The organism is Desulfitobacterium elongatum (assembly GCF_055378975.1).
In genome coordinates, this window is the sequence record NZ_AP038772.1 from 1,021,802 (window position 1) to 1,044,989 (window position 23,188).

The following is a 23,188-nucleotide window of genomic DNA, read 5'->3' on the forward strand; positions in this document are numbered from 1 at the left end:
TGCACGTGTCAATGGGATGATGCCGAGCATATCCTCGGCCTGACGGCCTCCGGTATCCCTCGCATCACCCTTGACACTCTTCCCAACTTACGCTTTTACATAAAACATTTAGCCTTAAGGGGTTCTGATGGTTTTTGCGAACATTTCTTGACACTATCTCATTAATAAAGCCAAGAGAATTGGAATACTATGTCCAAAATGCGAGTCAGCTGAAGAAATTTAGAGATGAAAAATGTCTGTTTAGGAATTATAGAGCAATGGATATGAAGCTGTCTATATATGGCCGTAGCAAAGAGACAATTGAAGATGAACCGGATATATTCACTATACAGCAAGATGATAAAATCAATATATGGAAAGTATCTCATGGAAATAATGGTAGTTTTACAGCAGAAGAAAGAGAACGATATTTGGATCAAAGTATTATTACGGTCCATAGAGATACGGGAAAAGGACAAGGTGCTGAGTTTGAAAAGGGTATTAAGATTGGTGATTATTTTTACTTATGCCATGGAAATAGCGGTGTAAAACTACTTGGAAAGATTACTTCCGAAGCGATGCAGCTTGACACTAAGACTGAGGGGTGGCTTTATAGGAGTTATGAAGTAGTGGCATATTCAAAAAATCCTGATTATCAATATTCTGCTTCACAAAAAGGATGGACACCAAATTATAATTCTACCGCTTGGCGAGTGCCAAGAAGCGATTTTGCAGAGTTTGAAAAACATATACTTATACCTTGTTTTAATATGAGAGTGCAAGAATTGATTTCTGATGAAATAATTGTCCAAACTCAAGTGAATACTTCAGCGGATATGAATTACTGGTGGCTCAATGCAAGCCCTAAAATATGGAGCTTTAGTAATATTGAAGTGGGACAGGTTGTTGAATACACATCTATCAACGAAAATGGGCATAAACGTAAGATCTATAAAAATTTCGAGAATGCAAAAATCGGGGATATTGTTATTGGCTATGAATCATATCCAGAAAAGGCTATTGTTGCTATATGCAAAATATCGCAGGAACATGATGGAGAAAAGATATGGGTTGAAAAAGTTCAGAATTTGATTAACCCAATTAAATATAGCGATTTGCTTGAAATTGAAGAATTAAAAGACATGGAGTATTTCAAAACACCTAGGGGTAGTCTATTTAAACTTACGCATGATGAATTTGAGGCTGTAATGGATTTGATTAAGGAAGAGGAACCGTCAAGCCCCAAAAGTGCTATAGAAATATACAATCGAGAAGATTTTTTGAAGGAAGTTTTCATTTCAGAGCAACAATATGATGAGATTGCTATACTTTTAAACAGAAAGAAGAACATCATTTTGCAAGGCGCTCCTGGTGTAGGAAAGACATTTGCAGCTAAAAGATTAGCATATTCCCTGATGGGTTGTATGGATGATACAAGGATTGAGATGATCCAATTCCATCAGAACTATTCCTATGAGGATTTTGTGATGGGATTCAGACCTGTTGAAGGTGGCGGTTTTGAGTTAAGAACTGGTATCTTTCATCAATTTTGCTTAAAAGCGTCCAATGATCCAACAAGAGATTACTATTTTGTTATTGATGAAATCAATAGAGGAAACTTAAGTAAAATATTCGGTGAGCTCTTGATGTTAATTGAGAATGATAAACGAGGTTCAAAGTTCTCTGTGCCACTGACTTATAAACCTGATAGCCGTTTCTATGTACCCCAGAATGTATTTATAATTGGGATGATGAATACAGCAGATCGATCATTGGCAATGATTGACTATGCACTTAGGAGAAGGTTCTGCTTTATTGAAATGGAGCCTGCATTTGGAACACATGCGTTCAGAAAGCATTTAGTTGATAATGGGATACACGAAGACCTGATCGAAAAAATCATCATCAGAATGAATTATTTAAACAATCAAATCGCAGCTGATGGCAATTTGGGCAGAGGATTCAAAATTGGCCATAGTTATTTCTGTAACCCGTCTACTGATGAAAACTGGTATCAAAGCGTTATTGAATATGAGATTAATCCGCTAATTGAAGAATATTGGTTTGACAATGAAGAAAAAGCTCAAGAATATATGGATTACTTACTGGGGTGATATGAATGGCGAATGAAATTCCAATCCGGAATATTTACTATATGCTTAGTTATGCGTACGATGTTTTGAAAGAAGGAGAGAATGTCAAATTAGCAGATGAGGTTTTTGAGAATATCTATGATCTGTTCGGGAAAATCCTTGTAAATGGGCTAGGCCTTTTGATTAAAAGGGGTTTTAACAGAGAATATATCAACTTATCTGAAGAGCTGCCTTTGCTAAGAGGCAAGATTGATATAAATGAAACTTTGAAAAGACAGAATCATATAGTAGGGAAGCTTAATTGTGAGTACGATGAGCTCTCCTCTAATGTTCTGTTTAATCAAATCATTAAAGCATCTATCACAAATCTTGTAAAATATAAAGGAATTGATAAACAGATTAGAGAAAAGCTTATGAATATCAATCGCTATTTTCAAGACATTGATTTAATTCAGCTACAAAAGCAGCATTTTTCACGCATTAGGTATCATCGAAATAATCGATTTTATAGATTGATAATAGACATCTGTGAGCTCTTGTTTGATGAGATCCTAGTTTCGTCACAAAAGGGCGAGACAATATTTAAAGATTTTATCAGAGACGGCAGAATGGCTGCATTATATGAAAAATTTATACTGAATTTTTATAAGAAAGAGTTATCAGAGGTGCAGGTTTACTCTCCTATTTTCCAGTGGGACAAAGACTCTGGCTTTGAGCATGTTGGAGCCAGTTTTTTGCCAATCATGAGAACTGATATAGTGTTACAAAATGAAAAAGAACAGTTGATTATGGATGCCAAGTATTATTCAAACGCACTTCAGGTTCGAAATGTTGGTGATACTAAAAAGCTGATCTCAGGCAATCTTTATCAGATTTATACTTATATCAATAACAGTACATTTACTGGCAATAAGTCAGGAATGCTTATTTATCCTGTTGTGGATACAGATATGGACTTTGTTTATAGTATTCAAGGTAAAAAGATATATGTAAAAACATTAAATCTTAATACAAGTTGGGAAAATATCCATCATCGTTTAATTGATATTGCAAAAGTTATATAAAACACTATACGATTTATTGGACACCTCAATTGGTATTATGATATCATTTGAGGTGTAATTATTTGGAATATAAATATGAGGTGATGACAGTGGCAAAAAGTTCAAATCAAAAATTGAAGCTGCTATATTTAATGAAAATGCTACTTGAGAAGACAGACGAAGAAAATACCATGACCATTAATGAGATGATTACTGAACTTGGGCGGTATGATATTACAGCGGAACGTAAGTCTATTTATGACGATCTTGAGGCTCTTAGAAATTATGGGTTGGATATAACAGCACGCAAATCAAAAACGACAGATTATTTTATTGCAAGTCGTGTATTTGAGCTGCCAGAATTGAAGCTTTTGGTAGATGCTGTGCAATGTTCTAAGTTTGTTACGCATAAAAAAAGCAATGAGCTTATAAAGAAGATTGAGAGTCTTGCAAGTTCACATCAAGCATTGTCCTTACATCGACAAGTCTATGTATCAAATAGAGTCAAGACGATTAATGAGAGTATCTATTATAACGTGGACAGGCTTCATGCTGCCATAGCTGAAAATAAACAGGTTTCCTTCAAATATTTTGATTATGACATTAAGAAAGAAAAGGTTTATAGAAAAAGTGGAAATAGATACACGGTTAGTCCTTATGGGCTCTCTTGGGATGATGAAAACTATTACTTAGTTACATTTTCTCATAAGTATAATGACTTCACCCATTACAGGGTTGATAGAATGTCTGACATTGAATTATGTGAAAGTTCAAGAGAACCATTACCAGAAAATGAGCACTTTAATATTGCTGAATATTCTAAGAAAGTCTTCAACATGTTTGGTGGTGAAGAGGTTACTGTAAAATTGCAGTTTGATAATTCGCTTGTTAATGCAGTAGTCGATAGATTTGGTAAAGAGATTATGATTGGGAAATTGGATGATGATTGTTTTTATATATGGATTAAAGTTGCTGTTAGCTCAACGTTCTTTGCCTGGTTGTCTCAGTTCGGTGCTAAGGTAAAAATACTTTCTCCTGATGCTGTAATTGAAAAATATAAGAGCAATATACATGATATCTTGGCGCAATATGAATGAAATAATAAATGGACTGAAAGAGGTGTTAATAATGGATAAACCCAATGGATTTCAACTACCTGATAATTTAAGAGGTCGTAGTATTGATGTTAAAGTTATTCCGACAGTATGCAATTTAGAAAACATGTTAAAGAAGCTTATTGAGGTCAATGGCGATTTCTCACAATTAAAGCAGTGGGAAAAAAGAAGTTATAAAGCATACCTGATTGAAGAAATTAAAAGCAGGATATTATCGGCTCCTTCATATGCATGGAAAGATATTGTTAGGGAGCATATTCTCTCAAAAAGACCTTCTGATTTTGGGGCTAGTGTTATTGATATATACCTTGTAGCCTATGTAACTGAAACTTTCGGCACTGGAAAAGACCGGTTCTTTGAACATATAAAAAATAAAGGGATCAGTGATAATGGCAACTCAGCTCAAGCTATTTGGCAGGTTGGTAAGGGTGATGGAGTATACCTTGAAATCTTACATGAAAACGGGAAAGTAAGAGACTGGAATTTTATTGAAAAATGGGTTAAAGGTTAGTAAAAATATTGTGAAAGGGGTCATCATGGGAGATTACATCTTAACATATTCAAAGACAAAGTTTTTTCCATTAGAACCTATATTGGAAGATATTGATATTTTAGATATCGCACACGCACTGTCGCTTATGACAAGAGCAAATGGACATTTCAAGCACTTTTACTCTGTTGCACAACATTCAATAAACTGTTTCAGAGAGGCTGAAAGCCGAGGGTACTCAAAAAAAGTTCAACTTTGCTGCCTTCTTCATGATGCAAGTGAGAGTTATATTTCCGATATAACAAGACCTGTGAAGAAAAATCTACATGAGTATTACCATATCGAGGCAAGACTTCAAAGTTCTATATTTGAAAGATATGGTATTACACTCCTGAATGAAGATGAAGAAAAGCAAATAAGTGATGTTGACGATGCAATGCTATATTATGAATTTTTAGAACTAATGGGGAATGAGATATTTGATATTGTACCATTAATATATATAAAACCTGATTTCTCAGAAAGAGTTTTTTCAAGTGTTGAGAAAGAATTCATTTCATCTTTTAATAAACTGATGGGGCATCAATCTGACTATAGCTGTATTGGAATTGATGCTTGTAATGGTAAGTGGGTTGCTGTCCATATATCAAATGGTGAATTTGATGTTAGAAAATTTAGTACAATTGATGAAATATGTGATGCTTACCCAAACTGCGATAGCTATATTATTGACATACCAATTGGATTGCCAGAGTCTAAGGCTGACTTAAGACCGGATCTATTTGTCAAAAAGTTGCTAGGGAAAAAGGGTTCAAGTATTTTTGAGGTTCCTTGTAGGCAGGCGATTTACTCAGAAAACAAGGTTGATGCAAGAAATCATAATATTGAGGTTATGGGGAAAAGTTTATCTGAACAAAGTCTTGGTATTGCTAAAGCTATAAAGCAAATTGATGAGTTCTTACTAAAAAGACCTAAGTGGAAGAATAAGCTGGTAGAAAGTCACCCAGAATTCTGCTTTTCAAAGCTTAATAATGATAGGCCTATTCTTGAAGATAAAAAGACTCCTGCCGGCCAAAATGCTAGATTAGATGTTTTAAGAAGATATTACCCTCATGCAAATCAGATAGTGGAAAAGTTTCTTGCAGATGTTCCTTATCGAAAAAAGGCAGATGATGTTATAGATGCAATGTGTTTGGCTGTAATTGGCAAAGAGATGATAGAGAAAGGCATTAAGACAATACCAGAAAATCCAGCTCAGGATAGTAGGGGAATTATAATGCAAATGGTGTATGTTGAATAACTTTTAAAAGGATTGACTGTCCGTTTTATAGAACATTCATTTTGATATAATTATATAGAGGATTTACATTCCCGAATTATTCTGACTTGTGATTTGAAATAAAGCTATAGAATGAAGGAGTAAAAAATGTCAAATATACATTACTTCCCACGGTACTCACAAAAAGAGAATATGGTAACCAACAACACCATGCTTCTTTTTAGCCGGCTATACAATAATAGTCCTGAAAAGTTCAGAAGATTTATTAATGCTTTTCTAGAGGAAAGTGGGATAGAGCTTGATACTACAGTTCGCTTTAAGCAACAAGAAAAAGGTAAAGGTAGTATACCTGATGGAATGATAGAGCAGGAAAGCTTTAAGATTATTATCGAAACAAAGCTATATGGACAAGAAGAGATTAAGCAGATTAAAAATCATTGGAATGCATTTGAGAATGAGGATAAACAGATTTTCCTATGGATTAATAAAAATTCAATTTCAAAAAAGTATTATGAAAATATAATTAGCCATCTTAATAAATTCAATGACGATAATGATTCGAATATTGGATTTGCTTCAACAACTTTTAAGGATATTTGTACTTGCTTTAATGAAACACTTCAAGAATATGACTTTGAAATGAAAGCACTGATTGAGGATTTTGAAGGCTTTTGTGATGAGTGTGATTTAATAGACAATGCAGATACAAAAATCAGGGTCGTTCTAACTGGTCAGACCTTTGAAGATAACCTGAAAAACAATATTTATTACAATCCAATTGATAGAGGATTCAAAAATACAAAATATATTGGTTTGTATAAGAATAAAGCAGTCAGAGCTATTGGTGAAACAATCTGCTGTGTTGATGCTTCTCACGATAATAGTACAGATAGTATCAAAATTATAGAGGTTCAATATGGAATATTGTCCGATCATATGATGGATACATTGAAGAAAGTAATACATGATGCAAGAGATAAATACGCTCATGCTTTCAATGAAGGTCAAAGGTTTTTCTTTGTTAATGAATATTTTATTACGGAGTATGCAAAGAAAAGTAAAGGCGGGCTTATGGGCACAAGATATATTGACTTAGGAGAGGTAGAAGACTTTAAGAAAGAAATGACAGTTGATGAAATTGCTGAATTGCTTAAGACGAAAGAATGGAACGTAGGGTAATAGTTAGTGTTTTTGCCAATAGTTGATTGTTTAGAAAGGGAGTGGAGTATGAAGATTAAATTAATATGGCCTAAATGCAGATTTCTTAATAAACAATGGACTAATGATGCGATGGATTCCTATTGGGTTCAATGCACAATTGATGAAGCCAAGAACAAGGTGTTTACCTATTTATCTGCATCACAGATTGAAGAAAGTATGAAAAATTGGGAGCCAAAAGAAAATAATGAGGAACAAATTAAGAATGAATCAGATTGTCTTCATTTCCTTATCTCAAAAGATTTAAAATCAATAGAATCATTTCCTTGGTACTATCCTTATTCCGGACAGTGGAATGCCTATTGCCCGTTTGAAGAAATTGAGGAAATTGATATTAGCGACTTAAAAGAAATACTTGCACTAGGCGGTGTAGTAATTTATGAAGCAAAAGAGGTTAGAGAATGAAGAATAATGTATTGGATGGAATAATGGGTTTGTGTGTTGCTGATGCATTAGGTGTACCAGTCGAATTTATGAGCAGAGAAAAGCTTAAAATGAATCCTGTTATAGGTATGCGAGGTTTTGGTACACATTATCAGCCTGTGGGTACATGGTCTGATGACACAAGCATGACTCTGTGTCTTGTAGACAGCCTTATCAAGGGACTGGATTATAATGATGTTATGTCCAAATTCTTAATGTGGTTTGATAAAGGTTCATATACGCCCTATGGAGAGGTTTTTGATGTAGGCATATCAACAAGAAACGCTATAAAACGGTTTTCTGATGGGATAGAACCATTAAGATGCGGTGGTTTAAATGAACGTGATAATGGAAATGGTTCACTTATGCGAATACTTCCGATTTTATTTTATATTCAGTCTATTTATGGAACTGACTTTTATGAGATCGATGAAGCGTTTAGTGTTATTCATAATGTTTCATCACTAACACATGCTCACAAGCGTAGCAAAATAGCCTGTGGAATATATATTTCAGTTGCATCGATGTTATTAGGTAGCATGGATCTGAAAATAGCTATGGAATTAGGCATCTATAAAGCCTCAGAGTATTATAGAAAACAAACAGAGTTTAAAGATGAACTTTCTCATTTTGATAAGATTTTTGCAAAAGGTTTCGAAAAGTTGGACAAAAAGGATATTAAGAGCAGTGGATATGTCGTGGACACATTGGAAGCAGCTATTTGGTGTTTGCTTAATTCAAACACCTACAAGGATTGTATTCTCATGGCTGTGAACCTTGGAGAAGATACGGATACCGTCGCAGCTGTGGCAGGTGGACTAGCTGGTCTATATTATGGCTATGAAAACATTCCGTGTGAATGGCTAGATACAATAGTAAAACGTGAATATGTTGAAAGTTTAAGCAATCAGCTCTATTTATCATCAATTAGAAGCAGTATTGAAAAGTTAAGCGCATTTATTCCATATTTTGAAACTGTAAATAAAGAAGATGTATGTCATTGGGGTGGCGGTGAAAAGCTTGGAGATAATCATTTAACGATGCCATATCCTGATTATGAACGGACATTACATGATTTTATTCAAGCAATCTATAAATCTAACATCATGTGCTATGACTATCTCGATATTATTCATAAACGGGGGATTGATGGTACAGAACAGATGAATTCTGCAATTGATACTGCTGATTTTGAACTTACAAAGGCGATTCTTACTGGGTATGTTCGGCAGGAACGATTTTGTGATGGATTATGGGAGTCAGCAGTAGAAGATAAGACATTTCTGAAAATATTAAATAGGCTACAGCGGTTATTATCAGAAATGTTCAAAATGTAGACTACAGGGTTTTCTATTAAATGATACAATACGGAGATTTCCTCAAAAATAAATATGAATCTATTTTGAGGAAAAGCCTCTCTGAACAAACCATTCTTTTGTTAATAGATTAGTCATTTAGATTTTACCTCCTTAAACTTTGAGTACCTGAGGACAATTAGCTTCAAGTATTTAGCAAAATTCATGGAGGTTGTTTGTTACATTGAAAAAAGTGAGGGTTATTTTCTCGATAGTGTCAAGAAATGTTCGCAAAAACCATCAGAACCCCTTAAGGCTAAATGTTTTATGTAAAAGCGTAAGTTGGGAAGAGTGTCAAGGGTGATGCGAGGGATACCGGAGGCCGTCAGGCCGAGGATATGCTCGGCATCATCCCATTGACACGTGCACCCTACCAAAACGCTTGAAGACGGCAAAGTCTCTTTCACCCCAAAGAGTAACCCTAAATCAAAGAGAGTTTGCTTGGCTAGCGCCGAGCGTCATGCTTTTCTGAATTAATGATTAAGGCTTACGCAGCTTTTGAACGTTCCTGCTCAATCGAAGTGATGATTTTTGGATTGATATAGGATCGGCCACTGCACCAGTCTTCGCTATACTCAATAAGGTAGCTGGTTACTAGCCGAATATAGGAATCCATACTTGGGAATATCCCAACCACCCGGGTTCTTCTACGTACTTCTCGGTTGAGTCTTTCCAGCAGGTTGGTTGACGCGATCTTTCTTGAATCAATCTCTGCAAAGCTGAAAAACTGTAGTGAGTCTTCCAACCCTTCTTCCAGAGTTTTAATGGCTTCAGGATATTTGGCCTCAAACTCATCCATCAGAGAATTAGCGTATTTCTTTGCACTGCTATAGTCTGGTTGAAGCCAGATTTGCTTTAGTTTATTAGCAAACGCTTGCTTATCTCGACCGGATATATGAGCGAGGATGTTCCGCATAAAATGCACTTTACAGCGTTGCCAGGAACACCCGATAAAGGACTCTTGAACAGCTTTAACTAACCCTTTATGGGCATCTGAGACAACCAGCCAGACTTTCTCTAGTCCTCGTGACTTTAACTTTTCGAAGAGACTGGTGTAGGTTGCTGTGGACTCTTCTGGCATGGGCTCTACGGCCAGAATATCTCGTTTGCCTTCTAGATCAATACCCGTTACAATCAGCACTGCCATATTTTTGACCCTTCGATCATCTCGGATTTTCTCATAGAGAGCATCCACCCAGAGTACGGGATAGACTTTATCGAGACTTCGATTACGAAAGGCTTCAACCTGTTCGTTCAGTTCTTTAGCGATGCTTGATACCTGACTTCGTGACATGGAGTCAATGCCTAAGGACTTAGTGAGTTTCTCTATTTTACGGGTGGATACGCCATTAACATAGGCTTCTTGAATCACATTCATCAAGGCCAATTCAGAACGTTTCTTACCTTCCACAAAGAAAGGGATATAGCCGCCATTTCGCAGTTTGGGTACCATTAAATACAGTGTCCCCATCCGGGTATCGAAACGGCGAACGCGATAGCCTGATCGATACCCTTGACGTTCAGTAGACCGTTCTGATTTTTCAGCACCTAGCTTTGCATCCACTTCTGCTTCCATCAGCCTTTCGCAGAGCCATTTTAACATAGCCTGCATGGGATCTTCTTCGGTTACAAATTTCATTAGCATTTTTTCAAAAGGTACGGTAGAATTTGGGTAAGCCATCGGTTAACAACTCCTTTTTGGTTTGCTTCAGCACTTACCTTTTCGGAGTTACCGATGGCTTTTCCTTTTTTACTTTTGCGAACTTAATTGTACTCTATCTCTTGTACCAATGACGTTGGCAATTGATCACTGATCGTACATTCATCATCGTGTGATAATAATTTTTCATTAGGAACCAATTTTTCTTGTAAATCATATGATTCCTTTTCGGCTACACGCGGAGAAACCGAATGTTCAAATGCTTTGGTAAATATATTAACAGGGCTAGCAACAGATTTCTGTAATTCTTTGGTTGATTCATTACTAAACTTGCGAACTTCCATAATAACTTTAGCTACCCTCCGTGCAATGCCCGGCAACTCTTCAGGCCCAAATAAAATAAGCGCGATAGTCATAATTAAGAAGATTTCAGTAAAGCCCATGTCTTGCCTCCCTTATTTCACGCTTGGCTTTTTTCTCTTTTCCTAATTAGGTACCCAAGCCAGATACTGATTTCATAGAGGAGATACATCGGAGCAGCCATGAGAAATTGTGAGAATAAATCTGGGGTTGGAGAAACAATGGCCGCTAAAATGACAATCGCCAATATCGCCCAGCGCCTCTTTTTTGCTAACGTTTTTGGGGATAATACTCCAATTTTAATTAAGATTAGTAATACTCGAGTTTGACAGCAACAACGAAAATTTTGTTGCTGTTAATTTTTAATTATGGCTTTTCATGCGGATTCAAAGCTAAAAATCCTTCCAAAAAACCGCTGAAACTTTAGAATGTAGTGCCGCACGTTGGCAAATAATTACTGTTATCACCTCGATTTAAGTGGTATAATGGTGTTGCTATGTTTGCACGTATTAAAACAGCCTACAATCGGGACGGCTCGGAACGCCGTTACCTTCAAATCTGTGAGAGCCGTCGTGAAGAGGGTAAGGTTCGTCAAAAAGTCCTTTGTAACTTGGGGAGAGTGGAGGATCTCCAAAATGGGAAACTTGACGACCTGATTCGCTCTCTTGCGAAGTTCTCCGATAAACTTGCTGTGGTGGATGCCGCTGAAGATCTCTTTGCAGACTGGAGTAAAGAGTATGGACCCTCTTTGGTCTTTCGTCGACTCTGGGAAAACCTTGGACTTCATGAAATACTGGCTCAACTCTTTTGCGAGAGAGAATTAAGTGTGGATGTACAAGAAGCCATCTTCTGTATGGTTTTAAATCGCTTAACGGAGCCCACCAGTAAACTGGGAGTCAGCGATTGGAAAGATTCCGTCCATCGCCCAGAGTTAGAGAGTTTGAAGCTTCATCATTTCTATCGAGCGATCGACTTCTTGGATGAAAACAAGGAAATGATTGAAGAGAAACTTTTCTACCATCATACCGACCTATTTACCCGTCAACTGGATCTCGTTTTCTTTGACACGACCTCCACGTATGTGGAAGGAGACGCAGGGGCTTTCGACCTTCTCGAATATGGCCATTCCAAGGACCATCGGCCGGATCGTCTCCAAGTTATGATTGGAATGCTGATGTCGAGGGATGGAATTCCCATTGCTCATCATGTCTTCCCTGGGAATACCCCGGATACAGATGCATTTATTGAAGCGGTCAGTGATTTGAAAAAACGATTTAATATCCAACGTGTTATTGTTGTTGGGGATCGGGGCATGATGGGCAAGCGGACCTTAGAGCTTCTCGAGAAATTGAACCTTCAATACATCCTGGGAGTTCGGATGCGAAATGTTAAAGTTGGCCCTGAAATCGTAGCTTCCCCTGAACCGTATACTCTTGTTAAGGATAACCTCAAGGTAAAAGAAGTTACCCTCGGAGGAGATCGATATATTGTTTGTTTAAACGAAGAAGAGGCTAAACGAGATCAAGCCGTTCGAGAAAAGATTGAGATTAAACTTCGTAGCAAGCTTGAACACGGGAATATTAAGGATTTAATCGGGAACAGCGAATACAAAAAGTACATCAACGTCACACAGGATGCGGCAACGATTAATAAGGAAAAACTAAAACAAGCAGCTCTTTTTGATGGTCTATACATATTGCAAACGAATACTCAGCTTCCTACAGAGGAAGTCGCGACCGCTTATCGAGACTTATGGCAAATTGAACGTGCGTTTCGAAATCTCAAGAGTACGCTCGATTTACGTCCGGTCTACCACTGGACGGAACGGCGGATCTGCGGACACATTATGCTTTGCTTTCTCGCACTCGTAATGCAGATCAAGTTTCAAAAGCTTCTTATGAATTGCGAAAGTGAATACGGCTATACCGAAGTAATTCGTGCGCTAAGGAAAGTCCATGCCGTTAAAATTAAAGTTAAAGATCAGGAACACTTAGTACGAACCGAGGTTCATGGCGCTGCAGCGATCGCATTTAAAGCAGTCGGGGCAAGGATTCCAGAAAGAGTTCAAAAGGTATAGATGAATTCCCACAAACAGGGAATTGTAGTGGTATGCGCAAATCTAAAGTTTGGAAGCCCTTGAAATTCAATAGTTACAGCTTTCGAGGTGTCAAACTCGAGTAATATGATAGGAAGTTGAAACACCAGCCCAAATGTTAACAAGAAGCTCAACAGAAAGCTAATGTATGACGTTTTCGTCACAAATGGTGTGGACTGAACAGCTCCGCTTCCAGCATTAAGAAGAAACTTAATCCCGATAGGTATTATTACATATAAACAGAAAGCGGCCCCTTCCAATAAAAAGAAGTACAGAGGTTGGCACAATAAAGTATAAATACTTACGCTCATTTTGTTTTAGAGCTGGCAATACAAAACTCCAAATTTTCCACATTAGAACAGGGAGTGCAAGAGCGACACCAAAAATCACAGAAACCTTAATCTTAACCAACATTGGTTCCATCGGCGTTGTAGTAATAAACGTGATATCTCCCAGCAAAGATACCGGACGTGCTAAATAGGCAAAGGTAAGATCACTTACAAACCATCCTAATACCGTACCCCCAGCAATGGCGTACGCAGCTACGACAAGCACTTTCCGTAAGTCTCTTAAATGGTCTGTTAACGGCATATTGTCGTCATTACGTTGTCGCCTTCGCACTTCTGCTTTACTTCCTTTTTGCGCTCATTTTAGGTAGTCAACTGCTTAGGCAGGATCTTTTTCGGTTTTAGCGACAATATTATCTTCTGTTTTCTCTTCTTCTGCGGTCGCAGATTTAAATTCTCTAATACCATTACCCAGCGATTTCCCTAATTCCGGCAACTTACCCGGTCCAAAGATGACCAAAGCTGTAACAAGCACAATCCCCATTGTCACTGGTGTTAGAAATCCAAATGTTGCAAGCATCATTTATCACCTCCATCATATTAAACAATATTTCATTTTAACCATATTCGAGATGCAAGATATTCTGCGTTAAAACTTACAGTGGACTAGATCTAATAATCTACCCGACCCATTTCAACCAGCTTTCCAGCCATCTCAACAATTTGACCAACTGCACGTGTTACCTCCTCAGTCCCGTCGGCCTGGACTTCGATGACTCTACTAAATTGCCCAATTTCTGTGACTAAGGAGGAAACTGACTTCCTTACTTTCTCTAAATCCTGATCTATTTCTTTTGTTAATAATTTGGTGTTTTCTGAAAGCTTCCGCACTTCATCTGCGACAACTGCAAATCCACGACCGAGTTTGCCCACCCGAGCAGATTCGATCGAAGCATTCAATCCTAAAATGTTTGTCTGCATCGAAATGCTCTTAATCTTGTTAAGAACGACATTTATATGTTCAACATCAGAGTTGACTTGTGCGATTTCACGAGCCATTGCTTTTGTATTCACGAGAATTTCATGTGATTCGTTAGATAAGTTATCCGTTGATGCAGAGATTTCTTGAACCGCGGCCAAAACCCCTTGACCAGCATCCATTAAAGTGTCAAAACGTTCATCGGAAATACCCACCATGACACTGCCAACAATTTTTCCCTCATCATATACTGGTAAGCCTATACCGATGTGAGGAATACCAGCAACTTCTTTCGGGATTTTTTTCACTACTCTTTGCCCAGTTTGCATCGCAATGAGACCGGGCATACCCTCTTTTAGTACATCACCTGCTTTTGCATGAAGCATGAGCTTTTTCCCGTTAAAAACGGCAAGCATCTTTTCGGTATCGCTTACTCCGATAATAACATCTTCATTAAATAGTTTTTGAATTTCACTCGCTATATCAACAAAGGATTCTAGTTTCAATCTTGATAACACCTTTCACAACAATGTTCGTACCGTTATGCCAATTCTTCACAAGCCATCTGTTGGTGTGCTCTGCTTTCTACTGCTATTTCTACCAGCTTTATAATTATGACGCGATTCGCGGTGGTGGTAATAATCTTAAAAGATAGGATAGATTAACTTGCCAAATTGATTTTTAGCAAATAGTCTATTGTTTTTTTTCGTAAATACGATGCCAGTAAAAAATTGATGTCCATAAACTCTTCGGGGAGTTGACCGTTTTGTCGGCTTTCGTTAATTCGCTTTTCAAGATATTTGATTTCATCCGGAGTAAGATTTATCTCTTCTTTCTCAATAACAGAATTTATCATAAGTTCCCAGAGAATCCTTCTGGATGCCTCTTCCTTACATTCGGCCAGCAATTGGTCTGCGGTTATTTTTCTATGGATCAAATATTCCATAAGTTCCATATCATCAACTATTTTGAGTTCTTCAGTAAATTTCTTATATAAATCTTCAGCAGCTGAATCCAATTCTTCTTCATCAAATTCATACTTACATTGTTTAACTAAAGCTTGGAAAATCAAGATAATATTTGCCTCCCGTTCCTTGCTCTCTTTTTCGTGAGTGATTTTTAGGGCCAGCATATTTTTTAAGTCTTTCAGGTTTTTTAGATCAGGTTCAATTTTCCTAATTAAGTCTTCAGTCAATTCTGGTTTCTTCACCACAAAAACGCTCTTAATCTTAACGGTAAATGTAATCTCGCTTCCCCACCAACGCTGAAATTCTAAGGCATCGGACTGAATAACAGTCTCAAAGGTCACTGTGTCGCCCATTTTCTTCCCTAGGAGATTTGCACTAACTTCTTGAAATACACCTTCACTGCCTACTATTAATTTTGTATCGATGCTTCTTATAACCGGGACTGTTGCATCCTTTTCAAAACCGTCAATATCCACGATTACATAATCGTTTGTTTTAATAGGCTCATTTCTTTTTTCTTCTTCAATTTCATCAAAAGAGCCTATGATATAATCTAAGGCTTGCTGAATTTCCTCTTCTTGGACTGTTGTATCAAAACGCTTGACATTTAGACCCTTATATTGTCCAAGTTCGAACTGCTTCATTATCACGATTCCTCCCTCATTATGTCTATTTGATACGCTACTTTCTCAAGAAAATTTCAACGGTCAGCCCTAAGGATTCCCACTGACTGAAGCATTACAACAAAATGGGCGACTGCGAAAATAAGGATCAAGAGTGTGAAGACAAGGTCTCTTGTTTTTCCTTTTTTTTGCGTTTCAATCGATCTACTCTCTGTTTCCATATTTTTACCTCCTCATTTCGCCAACGGTTAAGCAAATTGTAAATAAATCCTACCGGACAGAAGAATTTACAATAAAAACGGCTAATAAATAAGCTCATAAACAAGAAGATCGGTAACATCAACCACATTAACCATACCGATTTGAACAGGAAGAGCGCGCCAAAAGGCTCGTAATCCAATGTCCCATAGTCACCCAGTAATGTACCCAGCAGAAGTGCAACCCATAAAATGGTCGGAGCCACCAGCCTGAGTATTTTAATAGTCTTCTGGGAAATATTCAGAGATTTGAACCCTGCAGCCTTGTTAAGAATCTCCTGTACTGCTCCAAAAGGACAAATCCAAGCGCAATACAAATTTTTCCCCAAAAGGATAATAAATCCAAGAGACCCGGCCATAAGCACATACCATTTCAGGTTAGTTATCCTGGGAATCTGCAACGTAATTGCTGAAAGAAGCAAGCTGCCTGTCACAAACTGATTAACGAGAAAACCAAGCACCACGACACTAACCAGCAGGAATGCCAGACGTATTTTTACGAGTTTCTTAATAAAGGCTGAGGCAAACGCAATTAAAAACATTGCAATCATGGCCATATCCTTCCAGCTAAGCTGGAATAAATCGTAAGGGTTGGCCCATTGGGTATTAAAAAATTGCTCTGATAAATAAGAATTCCCTTTGTTCACAGCCTCAGCCACAGCATGTGACGATACTGTTGAACCTGTTACCACGTCAACATAATTATTTGTTTTTATACTACCCAGATATCCTGAATATCCATATGCTCCTCCCAAATAAATAGGCTCCTTGATTGCAAGACCTTGAAAGTGGTCAAAATACTTTTGGTCTGTGAGCCTTTCAAAAAAAACCGGAGTCTCTCCCTGTTTAGTAATAATAACTTTTTCTATAAGGCCCTTTTCGTTGACGATAGTCATAGCCTCAACTCTGGATTGATATCCTATAGCCGAATCACATACTGCATAGAAACGTCCCTGTGCCGTATCGATTTTATAGGCATGCTGATTCCCCATCATTTTTTCAATGGATATAACGCCGAGAACATTTTTTTGGATGATTCCCTTGTAATCAACCGATTGAGGAGCCCAGAACACACCATATAAAATAGCTATTATGGCAGTGAGAAGTAAACAAAATTGATAATAGTATTCCCAGCCTCTTCTATTTTCCAATTCTGCTTTATTTTTTTTTGTTTTCACAGCTTATCAACCTCTTAAAAAATTATGAAGATTATAGAGATGAGCCAGTAAGTATCTGAAGAGACACTTACTGGCCTCATTAGCTCTATGGTTTGATACTCTAATTGCTAAGCAGAAATAGAATCCGAACTTTCTCTGATTTTTTTTGCCGGATGGTTAGCCAGCCTGTAAGTAATAATCGCAGGAATAAGTGCCGTGCCTCCGAAGAAGATAAATCCCATGCCAATAGCTTGGTATTCACGCTCCGCAAAGCTGGAATATCCCCAGGCCAAAGCAAATATAAAGAAAAAGTTGGCGAGGAACCCGCAGATTTGAAGAGGTATGGTATCTTTGCCCTTCCCTTTCAGATACCGCCAGATTCCGTATTGGATAAGCAATGCAATCATACCCAGTGCCATCCAAATCAGCACATCATATATATTCATAATACCTTTCACTCCTTATAATAATTTTCTCCTTATGATTAATATATTTGACATTGAAATCACTATTGTTTTATAGACTCAGGATTATTCCAGAAGTCTTTGACCATGTTCTGAACATAACCCGATTCAAGTCTTTCATCAGGGTTTACAGGCCCGTTATAGCCGAACCATTCATCAAACTTGCGGGCTGCATCCTGAAGCAATGGTATTCGAGTGGCTATTCTGGCCACATCGTGGTTCCAGGTCTCGACTTTGTTCCACGAACATACAGCTACACAATTATTGCAGGGACTACCGTTATAGGCCCAGAAAGAGCCGCAACGGTTGGAATCAACATGCCATTTTTCAGTATATGGATTTTCGGCTACCTCACAATCCTCTGGCTGCAGAACCTTAGGGTCTTTCTCATGGGAGATGGCCTGGGCGGGGCAGGCATCCGCACATTTTTTGCACAGGCGGCAGAACTCGCGTACCCCGAATTTTCTCGGCTTGTCCGGAGCAAGTTCCAGGTCGGTGTAGACTTTGGCGATGCGATGTCTCGGACCGAATTTCTGGGTAATTAAAAGTCCGTTTCTGCCTGCTTCTCCAAGCCCGGCCTGAACGGCCATAGGAACATTTAGTCCGGTATCGTTTCCGCACGGCGCTGCATAATAGCCAAGCTTCCTCAGAAAAACCGCGATTTTGTAAGCTACTTCTGCCAAATTGGAGTAACTTTTCCCCGTCGCGGCACTGGAAATGACTGACGGTGAGGTGCGTATAGCTTCGTAATCCTCTTCAAGAACGAAGACAATCACACTTTTTGGTTTGAAACCTGCATACTTCTCCCAATCAGGTTCAAATTTTGCATGTCCGAAAACTTCTACTCCCCCGCCTGACAGCATCTTTGGCAAATCCCATGGCATTAATTTGGTTCTGCCGTTGGGCATTTTACAAGGTTTTGAAATCTTCCTGCCCCAGGTAGAATAGGTCCAACGCTCGTCATAGGGTGCGATGCCGGCCAGATCGGCTCCCAGGAAACAGGCTGCCTTTTTAACCATTTTACTGGCTTCTTCCTTTGATTTGAATTTCCACTGTTGGCCTTGTTGTCGCACACTTTCAACATCGCTATTGTCCCAGTTGTACAAACCGGGTACCATGACAGGCTCATTAGCTATTTCATTGGTCATAGGATTTATGGGATAAGGCGTGATTACACTTCCCGGACCACCACCTGCTGCGTTAAATCCGCAATAATCAAATTCTACAGCCCAGGCGCCGGCGTTCAAGGCCTCATCCAACCCGGTCCAGCCTGTTTCATTATGGCGCTGGGTTAACATGGCACCCAAATGTTGACTATCGAAAAGAACGCCTGTTTCTGCATGTGTCGCCGGACGCCCTTTGATCCCAAGTCTTTCTGCATTAAGCATGGGCAGGTCTTTCCCCGTATCTTTCTTGCCTGTGATTTTGGAAACATCGTCGTAATGAAACTTAATAGGAGTCTTGTTTTCTTCCGGGTCGAAAGTCTTTTCAAAGAAGTTCTTTAAACTATTGTAACGCTGGTACTTTGCATCCACCTTGTATGGAAATTCCGAGGTTTCCGTGGTCGGAGCCACGATGTCCGCAGCATCAGCCACCAAGGGACTAACGACCCCCTTCACCACAGATGCCGAGGCTACAGCAGCTGCAGCTGCTCCAAGTATTGAGACTTTTAAAAAATTCCTCCTGTTGATTTCTCCCATTCCAAACTTCCTCCTTTATAATAATTGCATGTCCTTTAAATTATTATAAAACTATTCTATTGATAGTGTCAAGAAATGTTCGCAAAAACCATCAGAACCCCTTAAGGCTAAATGTTTTATGTAAAAGCGTAAGTTGGGAAGAGTGTCAAGGGTGATGCGAGGGATACCGGAGGCCGTCAGGCCGAGGATATGCTCGGCATCATCCCATTGACACGTGCACCCTACCAAAACGCTTGAAGACGGCAAAGTCTCTTTCACCCCAAAGAGTAACCCTAAATCAAAGAGAGTTTGCTTGGCTAGCGCCGAGCGTCATGCTTTTCTGAATTAATGATTAAGGCTTACGCAGCTTTTGAACGTTCCTGCTCAATCGAAGTGATGATTTTTGGATTGATATAGGATCGGCCACTGCACCAGTCTTCGCTATACTCAATAAGGTAGCTGGTTACTAGCCGAATATAGGAATCCATACTTGGGAATATCCCAACCACCCGGGTTCTTCTACGTACTTCTCGGTTGAGTCTTTCCAGCAGGTTGGTTGACGCGATCTTTCTTGAATCAATCTCTGCAAAGCTGAAAAACTGTAGTGAGTCTTCCAACCCTTCTTCCAGAGTTTTAATGGCTTCAGGATATTTGGCCTCAAACTCATCCATCAGAGAATTAGCGTATTTCTTTGCACTGCTATAGTCTGGTTGAAGCCAGATTTGCTTTAGTTTATTAGCAAACGCTTGCTTATCTCGACCGGATATATGAGCGAGGATGTTCCGCATAAAATGCACTTTACAGCGTTGCCAGGAACACCCGATAAAGGACTCTTGAACAGCTTTAACTAACCCTTTATGGGCATCTGAGACAACCAGCCAGACTTTCTCTAGTCCTCGTGACTTTAACTTTTCGAAGAGACTGGTGTAGGTTGCTGTGGACTCTTCTGGCATGGGCTCTACGGCCAGAATATCTCGTTTGCCTTCTAGATCAATACCCGTTACAATCAGCACTGCCATATTTTTGACCCTTCGATCATCTCGGATTTTCTCATAGAGAGCATCCACCCAGAGTACGGGATAGACTTTATCGAGACTTCGATTACGAAAGGCTTCAACCTGTTCGTTCAGTTCTTTAGCGATGCTTGATACCTGACTTCGTGACATGGAGTCAATGCCTAAGGACTTAGTGAGTTTCTCTATTTTACGGGTGGATACGCCATTAACATAGGCTTCTTGAATCACATTCATCAAGGCCAATTCAGAACGTTTCTTACCTTCCACAAAGAAAGGGATATAGCCGCCATTTCGCAGTTTGGGTACCATTAAATACAGTGTCCCCATCCGGGTATCGAAACGGCGAACGCGATAGCCTGATCGATACCCTTGACGTTCAGTAGACCGTTCTGATTTTTCAGCACCTAGCTTTGCATCCACTTCTGCTTCCATCAGCCTTTCGCAGAGCCATTTTAACATAGCCTGCATGGGATCTTCTTCGGTTACAAATTTCATTAGCATTTTTTCAAAAGGTACGGTAGAATTTGGGTAAGCCATCGGTTAACAACTCCTTTTTGGTTTGCTTCAGCACTTACCTTTTCGGAGTTACCGATGGCTTTTCCTTTTTTACTTTTGCGAACTTAATTGTACTCTATCATTTTCTCTCGCTTGTAAACTTTATTGTAAATTCAATTAATATATAATATCTATGATTTTCAAGACAATGGCACTTGCTAATTTAGTGACACATCTTTAGTTTATGCTTAGTTGCAATATGATTTAAGGATGAATACTTTGGTTAATGTTCGATGGAATTATATCATCAGAGTTTTAAGATTTAAAGCTTACAACATATTAGAAACCAGATAACTAGTCATTATTATTGATTGGACACAATGCTATAGTTTCGGATTCGATTCCGATTGAATCTCATTGGAAGATCAGTGAAAAATAATGTGACCTTATAGTAAAGAATAATGTTTACCAATGGACTGTTTTTATTTCAAAAACTTCCCTGTATGTTTATTATTACAGGAGGTTGAGAAATGGACTATAAGGCTATCGGAGAAAGAATAAAACAAGAACGAAATAAAATGGGACTTACACAATTTCAACTTGCTGAAAGCATTGATATATCACCTCAATATGAAGGCAAGATAGAACGAGGTGAAAAGCGATTTTCATTTGAGACGATTGTGAATCTATCAATTGCTTTAAACACTACACTAGATTATCTTGCATTCGGTCATAGAGATAGTGATAAAAGTCCTGAAAGGTTAGAAGAGGAGCTATTAGCTAATAAACTATCGGAAGGACAAATAAGTTTGTTAAACGATATTATTCGAGCTATGTTAGTTCATAAAAAAAGAGGTTGAAATAGGGGTAGAGCACCTAGAATGGGTAATCTACCCCCGTTTTATATTGACAATAAGTACTGAGAGTGACAATTGATGTTTACTGTTAGGGACTTTTGGTGTAAAATGGAATGATAAAATGCTAATACCTGTAAAATATGTTGCTATAATGTTTAGAAAGAGTAAAGTAAAATATTGTTGATAAATAGAGATAATTAATAGGTGAGGTGATCTTTTTGTATGAAAAATGCTTTATATAAGAATATTCCTATTTTTATGGGGTTAGGGGGATTGTTAGTAAGTTCCATTGTTTGCTTTACCTATTACAGCATACAAGTAACCTTCTATAACTATTTTTGGATATGTGTTATTGCATTTTCAACTGTCATTAGTATATTCTGCGGCCTCTGGATGAAAAACATAATTTATTATGCCTATAAAGACCCGCTCACGGATCTTTATAACCGTAGATACCTCTATGAAAAGTTAGAATCAGAACTAAAAAGGTTGAATCGTTCAAAGACTGCACTTTCATTAGTCATAATTGATATTGACCATTTTAAAAAGGTAAATGATAGATACGGGCACTTAGCTGGGGACAAGCTTCTCACACGGATTTCGAAAATTTTCACAGAAAATTCTAGGGAGATTGATACTATTGCACGGTGGGGAGGCGAAGAGTTTGCTATTATCCTCCCTGATACAGATAACCAAGGAGCGTTAAAATATGCGGAGAAGATAAGAAAGGCAATAGAGAAATCCCAAAAATGTTTTGGTGTTACTGTGTGCATTGGATTGGCAACAATTGATAAACCAATTGATATGGATATATTATTTGCAGAAGCTGATAAAGCATTATTCCAAGCAAAGTCAGTTAGGAATAAGGTTGTAGGAGTAACTCTCTTATTAGGAGAAATCCCCAAAAATTAACACAGGTGGTATCTATTTTTATGTCAAATAATTCAGAACTTAAGATTGAGATTGAACAAATAAGACATCTTTTAAATACAGTTGTTACTGATTTAGGAGTAAATGACTGTAATTATAATATCATATTGGATATTAGTACAAGGATGGATAAATTGATCTTGGAGTACTTAGAAAATGAAAGATAGGGGGATTGAGTTTTGCGTTATCAGGAAACTATGCAGTTAATGGAAGCATTGAAACAACATCCTGTTCAGGGGACGCTTATCATTTTGTTAATAGTTGCACTTCTTGCATTCTTGATTTATCTTGATAAAAAGAAAAAATAGTTTTCAATGAGATAGAGAGGACATTCCTCTCTCTTCTGCATTAATAGGGATTTTTTTG

The 23,188-nt window shown here is 38.2% G+C and carries 21 protein-coding genes and 2 pseudogenes; 12 read left to right on the forward strand and 11 right to left on the reverse strand.

Annotated features, from left to right (window positions below):
- Positions 1–134 precede the first annotated feature (134 nt).
- From ACZ42W_RS04670 to ACZ42W_RS04705, 8 genes are all read left to right on the forward strand, one after another.
- A complete protein-coding gene (locus ACZ42W_RS04670) occupies positions 135–2,093 on the forward strand; it encodes an AAA family ATPase (RefSeq protein ID WP_464168829.1) in 1,959 nt (652 codons plus the stop codon).
- 5 nt (positions 2,094–2,098) lie between these two features.
- Positions 2,099–3,136 (forward strand): 5-methylcytosine-specific restriction endonuclease system specificity protein McrC, encoded by a 1,038-nt coding sequence (mcrC, locus tag ACZ42W_RS04675; protein WP_144677839.1) that lies wholly within the window; start codon positions 2,099–2,101, stop codon positions 3,134–3,136.
- An 83-nt stretch (positions 3,137–3,219) separates the two neighbouring features.
- Entirely contained in the window at positions 3,220–4,212 is a 993-nt protein-coding gene (locus ACZ42W_RS04680) for a helix-turn-helix transcriptional regulator (protein ID WP_348981685.1), read from the forward strand.
- A gap of 31 nt (positions 4,213–4,243) precedes the next feature.
- The gene (locus tag ACZ42W_RS04685) at positions 4,244–4,741 is read left to right on the forward strand and encodes a hypothetical protein (RefSeq protein ID WP_144677841.1); all 498 of its coding nucleotides are present in this window, start codon (positions 4,244–4,246) and stop codon (positions 4,739–4,741) included.
- The gene (locus tag ACZ42W_RS04690; protein WP_172625450.1) at positions 4,719–6,020 is read left to right on the forward strand and encodes a DUF429 domain-containing protein; all 1,302 of its coding nucleotides are present in this window, start codon (positions 4,719–4,721) and stop codon (positions 6,018–6,020) included. Before ACZ42W_RS04685 ends, ACZ42W_RS04690 begins: the two co-directional genes overlap by 23 nt.
- 126 nt (positions 6,021–6,146) lie before the next feature.
- Positions 6,147–7,178 carry a hypothetical protein gene (locus ACZ42W_RS04695; protein ID WP_144677842.1) on the forward strand — a complete coding sequence of 344 codons (1,032 nt, stop codon included), beginning with the start codon at positions 6,147–6,149 and terminating at the stop codon, positions 7,176–7,178.
- A gap of 48 nt (positions 7,179–7,226) precedes the next feature.
- Positions 7,227–7,622 (forward strand): hypothetical protein, encoded by a 396-nt coding sequence (locus ACZ42W_RS04700; protein ID WP_144677843.1) that lies wholly within the window; start codon positions 7,227–7,229, stop codon positions 7,620–7,622.
- Complete coding sequence (locus tag ACZ42W_RS04705; RefSeq protein ID WP_144677844.1) at positions 7,619–8,977, forward strand: ADP-ribosylglycohydrolase family protein; 1,359 nt, start codon at positions 7,619–7,621, stop codon at positions 8,975–8,977. The genes ACZ42W_RS04700 and ACZ42W_RS04705 overlap by 4 nt, the downstream gene beginning before the upstream one ends.
- A gap of 505 nt (positions 8,978–9,482) precedes the next feature.
- Here ACZ42W_RS04705 and ACZ42W_RS04710 read toward each other — a convergent pair.
- The 3 genes and pseudogenes from ACZ42W_RS04710 to ACZ42W_RS04720 all read right to left on the reverse strand — a co-directional run.
- Entirely contained in the window at positions 9,483–10,676 is a 1,194-nt protein-coding gene (locus tag ACZ42W_RS04710) for an IS256-like element ISDha1 family transposase (protein WP_011459365.1), read from the reverse strand.
- Between the two features lie 83 nt (positions 10,677–10,759).
- Positions 10,760–11,098 (reverse strand): Sec-independent protein translocase subunit TatA/TatB, encoded by a 339-nt coding sequence (locus tag ACZ42W_RS04715; RefSeq protein WP_015261910.1) that lies wholly within the window; start codon positions 11,096–11,098, stop codon positions 10,760–10,762.
- A 17-nt stretch (positions 11,099–11,115) separates the two neighbouring features.
- Positions 11,116–11,334: pseudogene (locus ACZ42W_RS04720) on the reverse strand (twin-arginine translocase subunit TatC); the annotation flags it as partial.
- 177 nt (positions 11,335–11,511) lie between these two features.
- Here ACZ42W_RS04720 and ACZ42W_RS04725 point away from each other — a divergent pair.
- On the forward strand, positions 11,512–13,092 hold the full coding sequence (locus ACZ42W_RS04725; RefSeq protein WP_015261909.1) for an IS1634-like element ISDha15 family transposase: 1,581 nt from the start codon (positions 11,512–11,514) through the stop codon (positions 13,090–13,092).
- Here the strand turns inward: ACZ42W_RS04725 and tatC are convergent.
- The 8 genes and pseudogenes from tatC to ACZ42W_RS04765 form a co-directional block, all read right to left on the reverse strand.
- Positions 13,080–13,731 (reverse strand): annotated as a pseudogene (gene tatC, locus ACZ42W_RS04730) (twin-arginine translocase subunit TatC). The gene ACZ42W_RS04725 and the pseudogene tatC sit on opposite strands and share 13 nt — an antisense overlap.
- A 45-nt stretch (positions 13,732–13,776) precedes the next feature.
- Positions 13,777–13,977: a twin-arginine translocase TatA/TatE family subunit gene (gene tatA / locus ACZ42W_RS04735; protein ID WP_144678687.1), complete on the reverse strand. Its 201-nt coding sequence runs from the start codon at positions 13,975–13,977 to the stop codon at positions 13,777–13,779.
- Positions 13,978–14,069: 92 nt separating this feature from the next.
- Positions 14,070–14,882: a methyl-accepting chemotaxis protein gene (locus tag ACZ42W_RS04740; protein ID WP_144677845.1), complete on the reverse strand. Its 813-nt coding sequence runs from the start codon at positions 14,880–14,882 to the stop codon at positions 14,070–14,072.
- Between the two features lie 155 nt (positions 14,883–15,037).
- Positions 15,038–15,988, reverse strand: coding sequence for a trigger factor (locus tag ACZ42W_RS04745; RefSeq protein ID WP_464168831.1), 951 nt, complete (start codon positions 15,986–15,988; stop codon positions 15,038–15,040).
- 127 nt (positions 15,989–16,115) lie between these two features.
- Complete coding sequence (locus ACZ42W_RS04750; RefSeq protein WP_464168833.1) at positions 16,116–17,402, reverse strand: 4Fe-4S binding protein; 1,287 nt, start codon at positions 17,400–17,402, stop codon at positions 16,116–16,118.
- A gap of 107 nt (positions 17,403–17,509) precedes the next feature.
- A complete protein-coding gene (locus tag ACZ42W_RS04755) occupies positions 17,510–17,827 on the reverse strand; it encodes a tetrachloroethene dehalogenase (protein WP_464168835.1) in 318 nt (105 codons plus the stop codon).
- Between the two features lie 62 nt (positions 17,828–17,889).
- On the reverse strand, positions 17,890–19,545 hold the full coding sequence (locus ACZ42W_RS04760; protein ID WP_464168837.1) for a reductive dehalogenase: 1,656 nt from the start codon (positions 19,543–19,545) through the stop codon (positions 17,890–17,892).
- 338 nt (positions 19,546–19,883) lie between these two features.
- Entirely contained in the window at positions 19,884–21,077 is a 1,194-nt protein-coding gene (locus tag ACZ42W_RS04765; protein ID WP_011459365.1) for an IS256-like element ISDha1 family transposase, read from the reverse strand.
- A 488-nt stretch (positions 21,078–21,565) separates the two neighbouring features.
- Between ACZ42W_RS04765 and ACZ42W_RS04770 the strand changes: the two genes are divergently transcribed.
- From ACZ42W_RS04770 to ACZ42W_RS04780, 3 genes are all read left to right on the forward strand, one after another.
- Positions 21,566–21,895: a helix-turn-helix domain-containing protein gene (locus tag ACZ42W_RS04770; protein WP_144677849.1), complete on the forward strand. Its 330-nt coding sequence runs from the start codon at positions 21,566–21,568 to the stop codon at positions 21,893–21,895.
- Between the two features lie 219 nt (positions 21,896–22,114).
- Positions 22,115–22,804: a GGDEF domain-containing protein gene (locus ACZ42W_RS04775; protein ID WP_144677850.1), complete on the forward strand. Its 690-nt coding sequence runs from the start codon at positions 22,115–22,117 to the stop codon at positions 22,802–22,804.
- A gap of 197 nt (positions 22,805–23,001) precedes the next feature.
- Entirely contained in the window at positions 23,002–23,130 is a 129-nt protein-coding gene (locus ACZ42W_RS04780) for a hypothetical protein (RefSeq protein WP_282433889.1), read from the forward strand.
- The last annotated feature ends 58 nt before the right edge of the window (positions 23,131–23,188 follow it).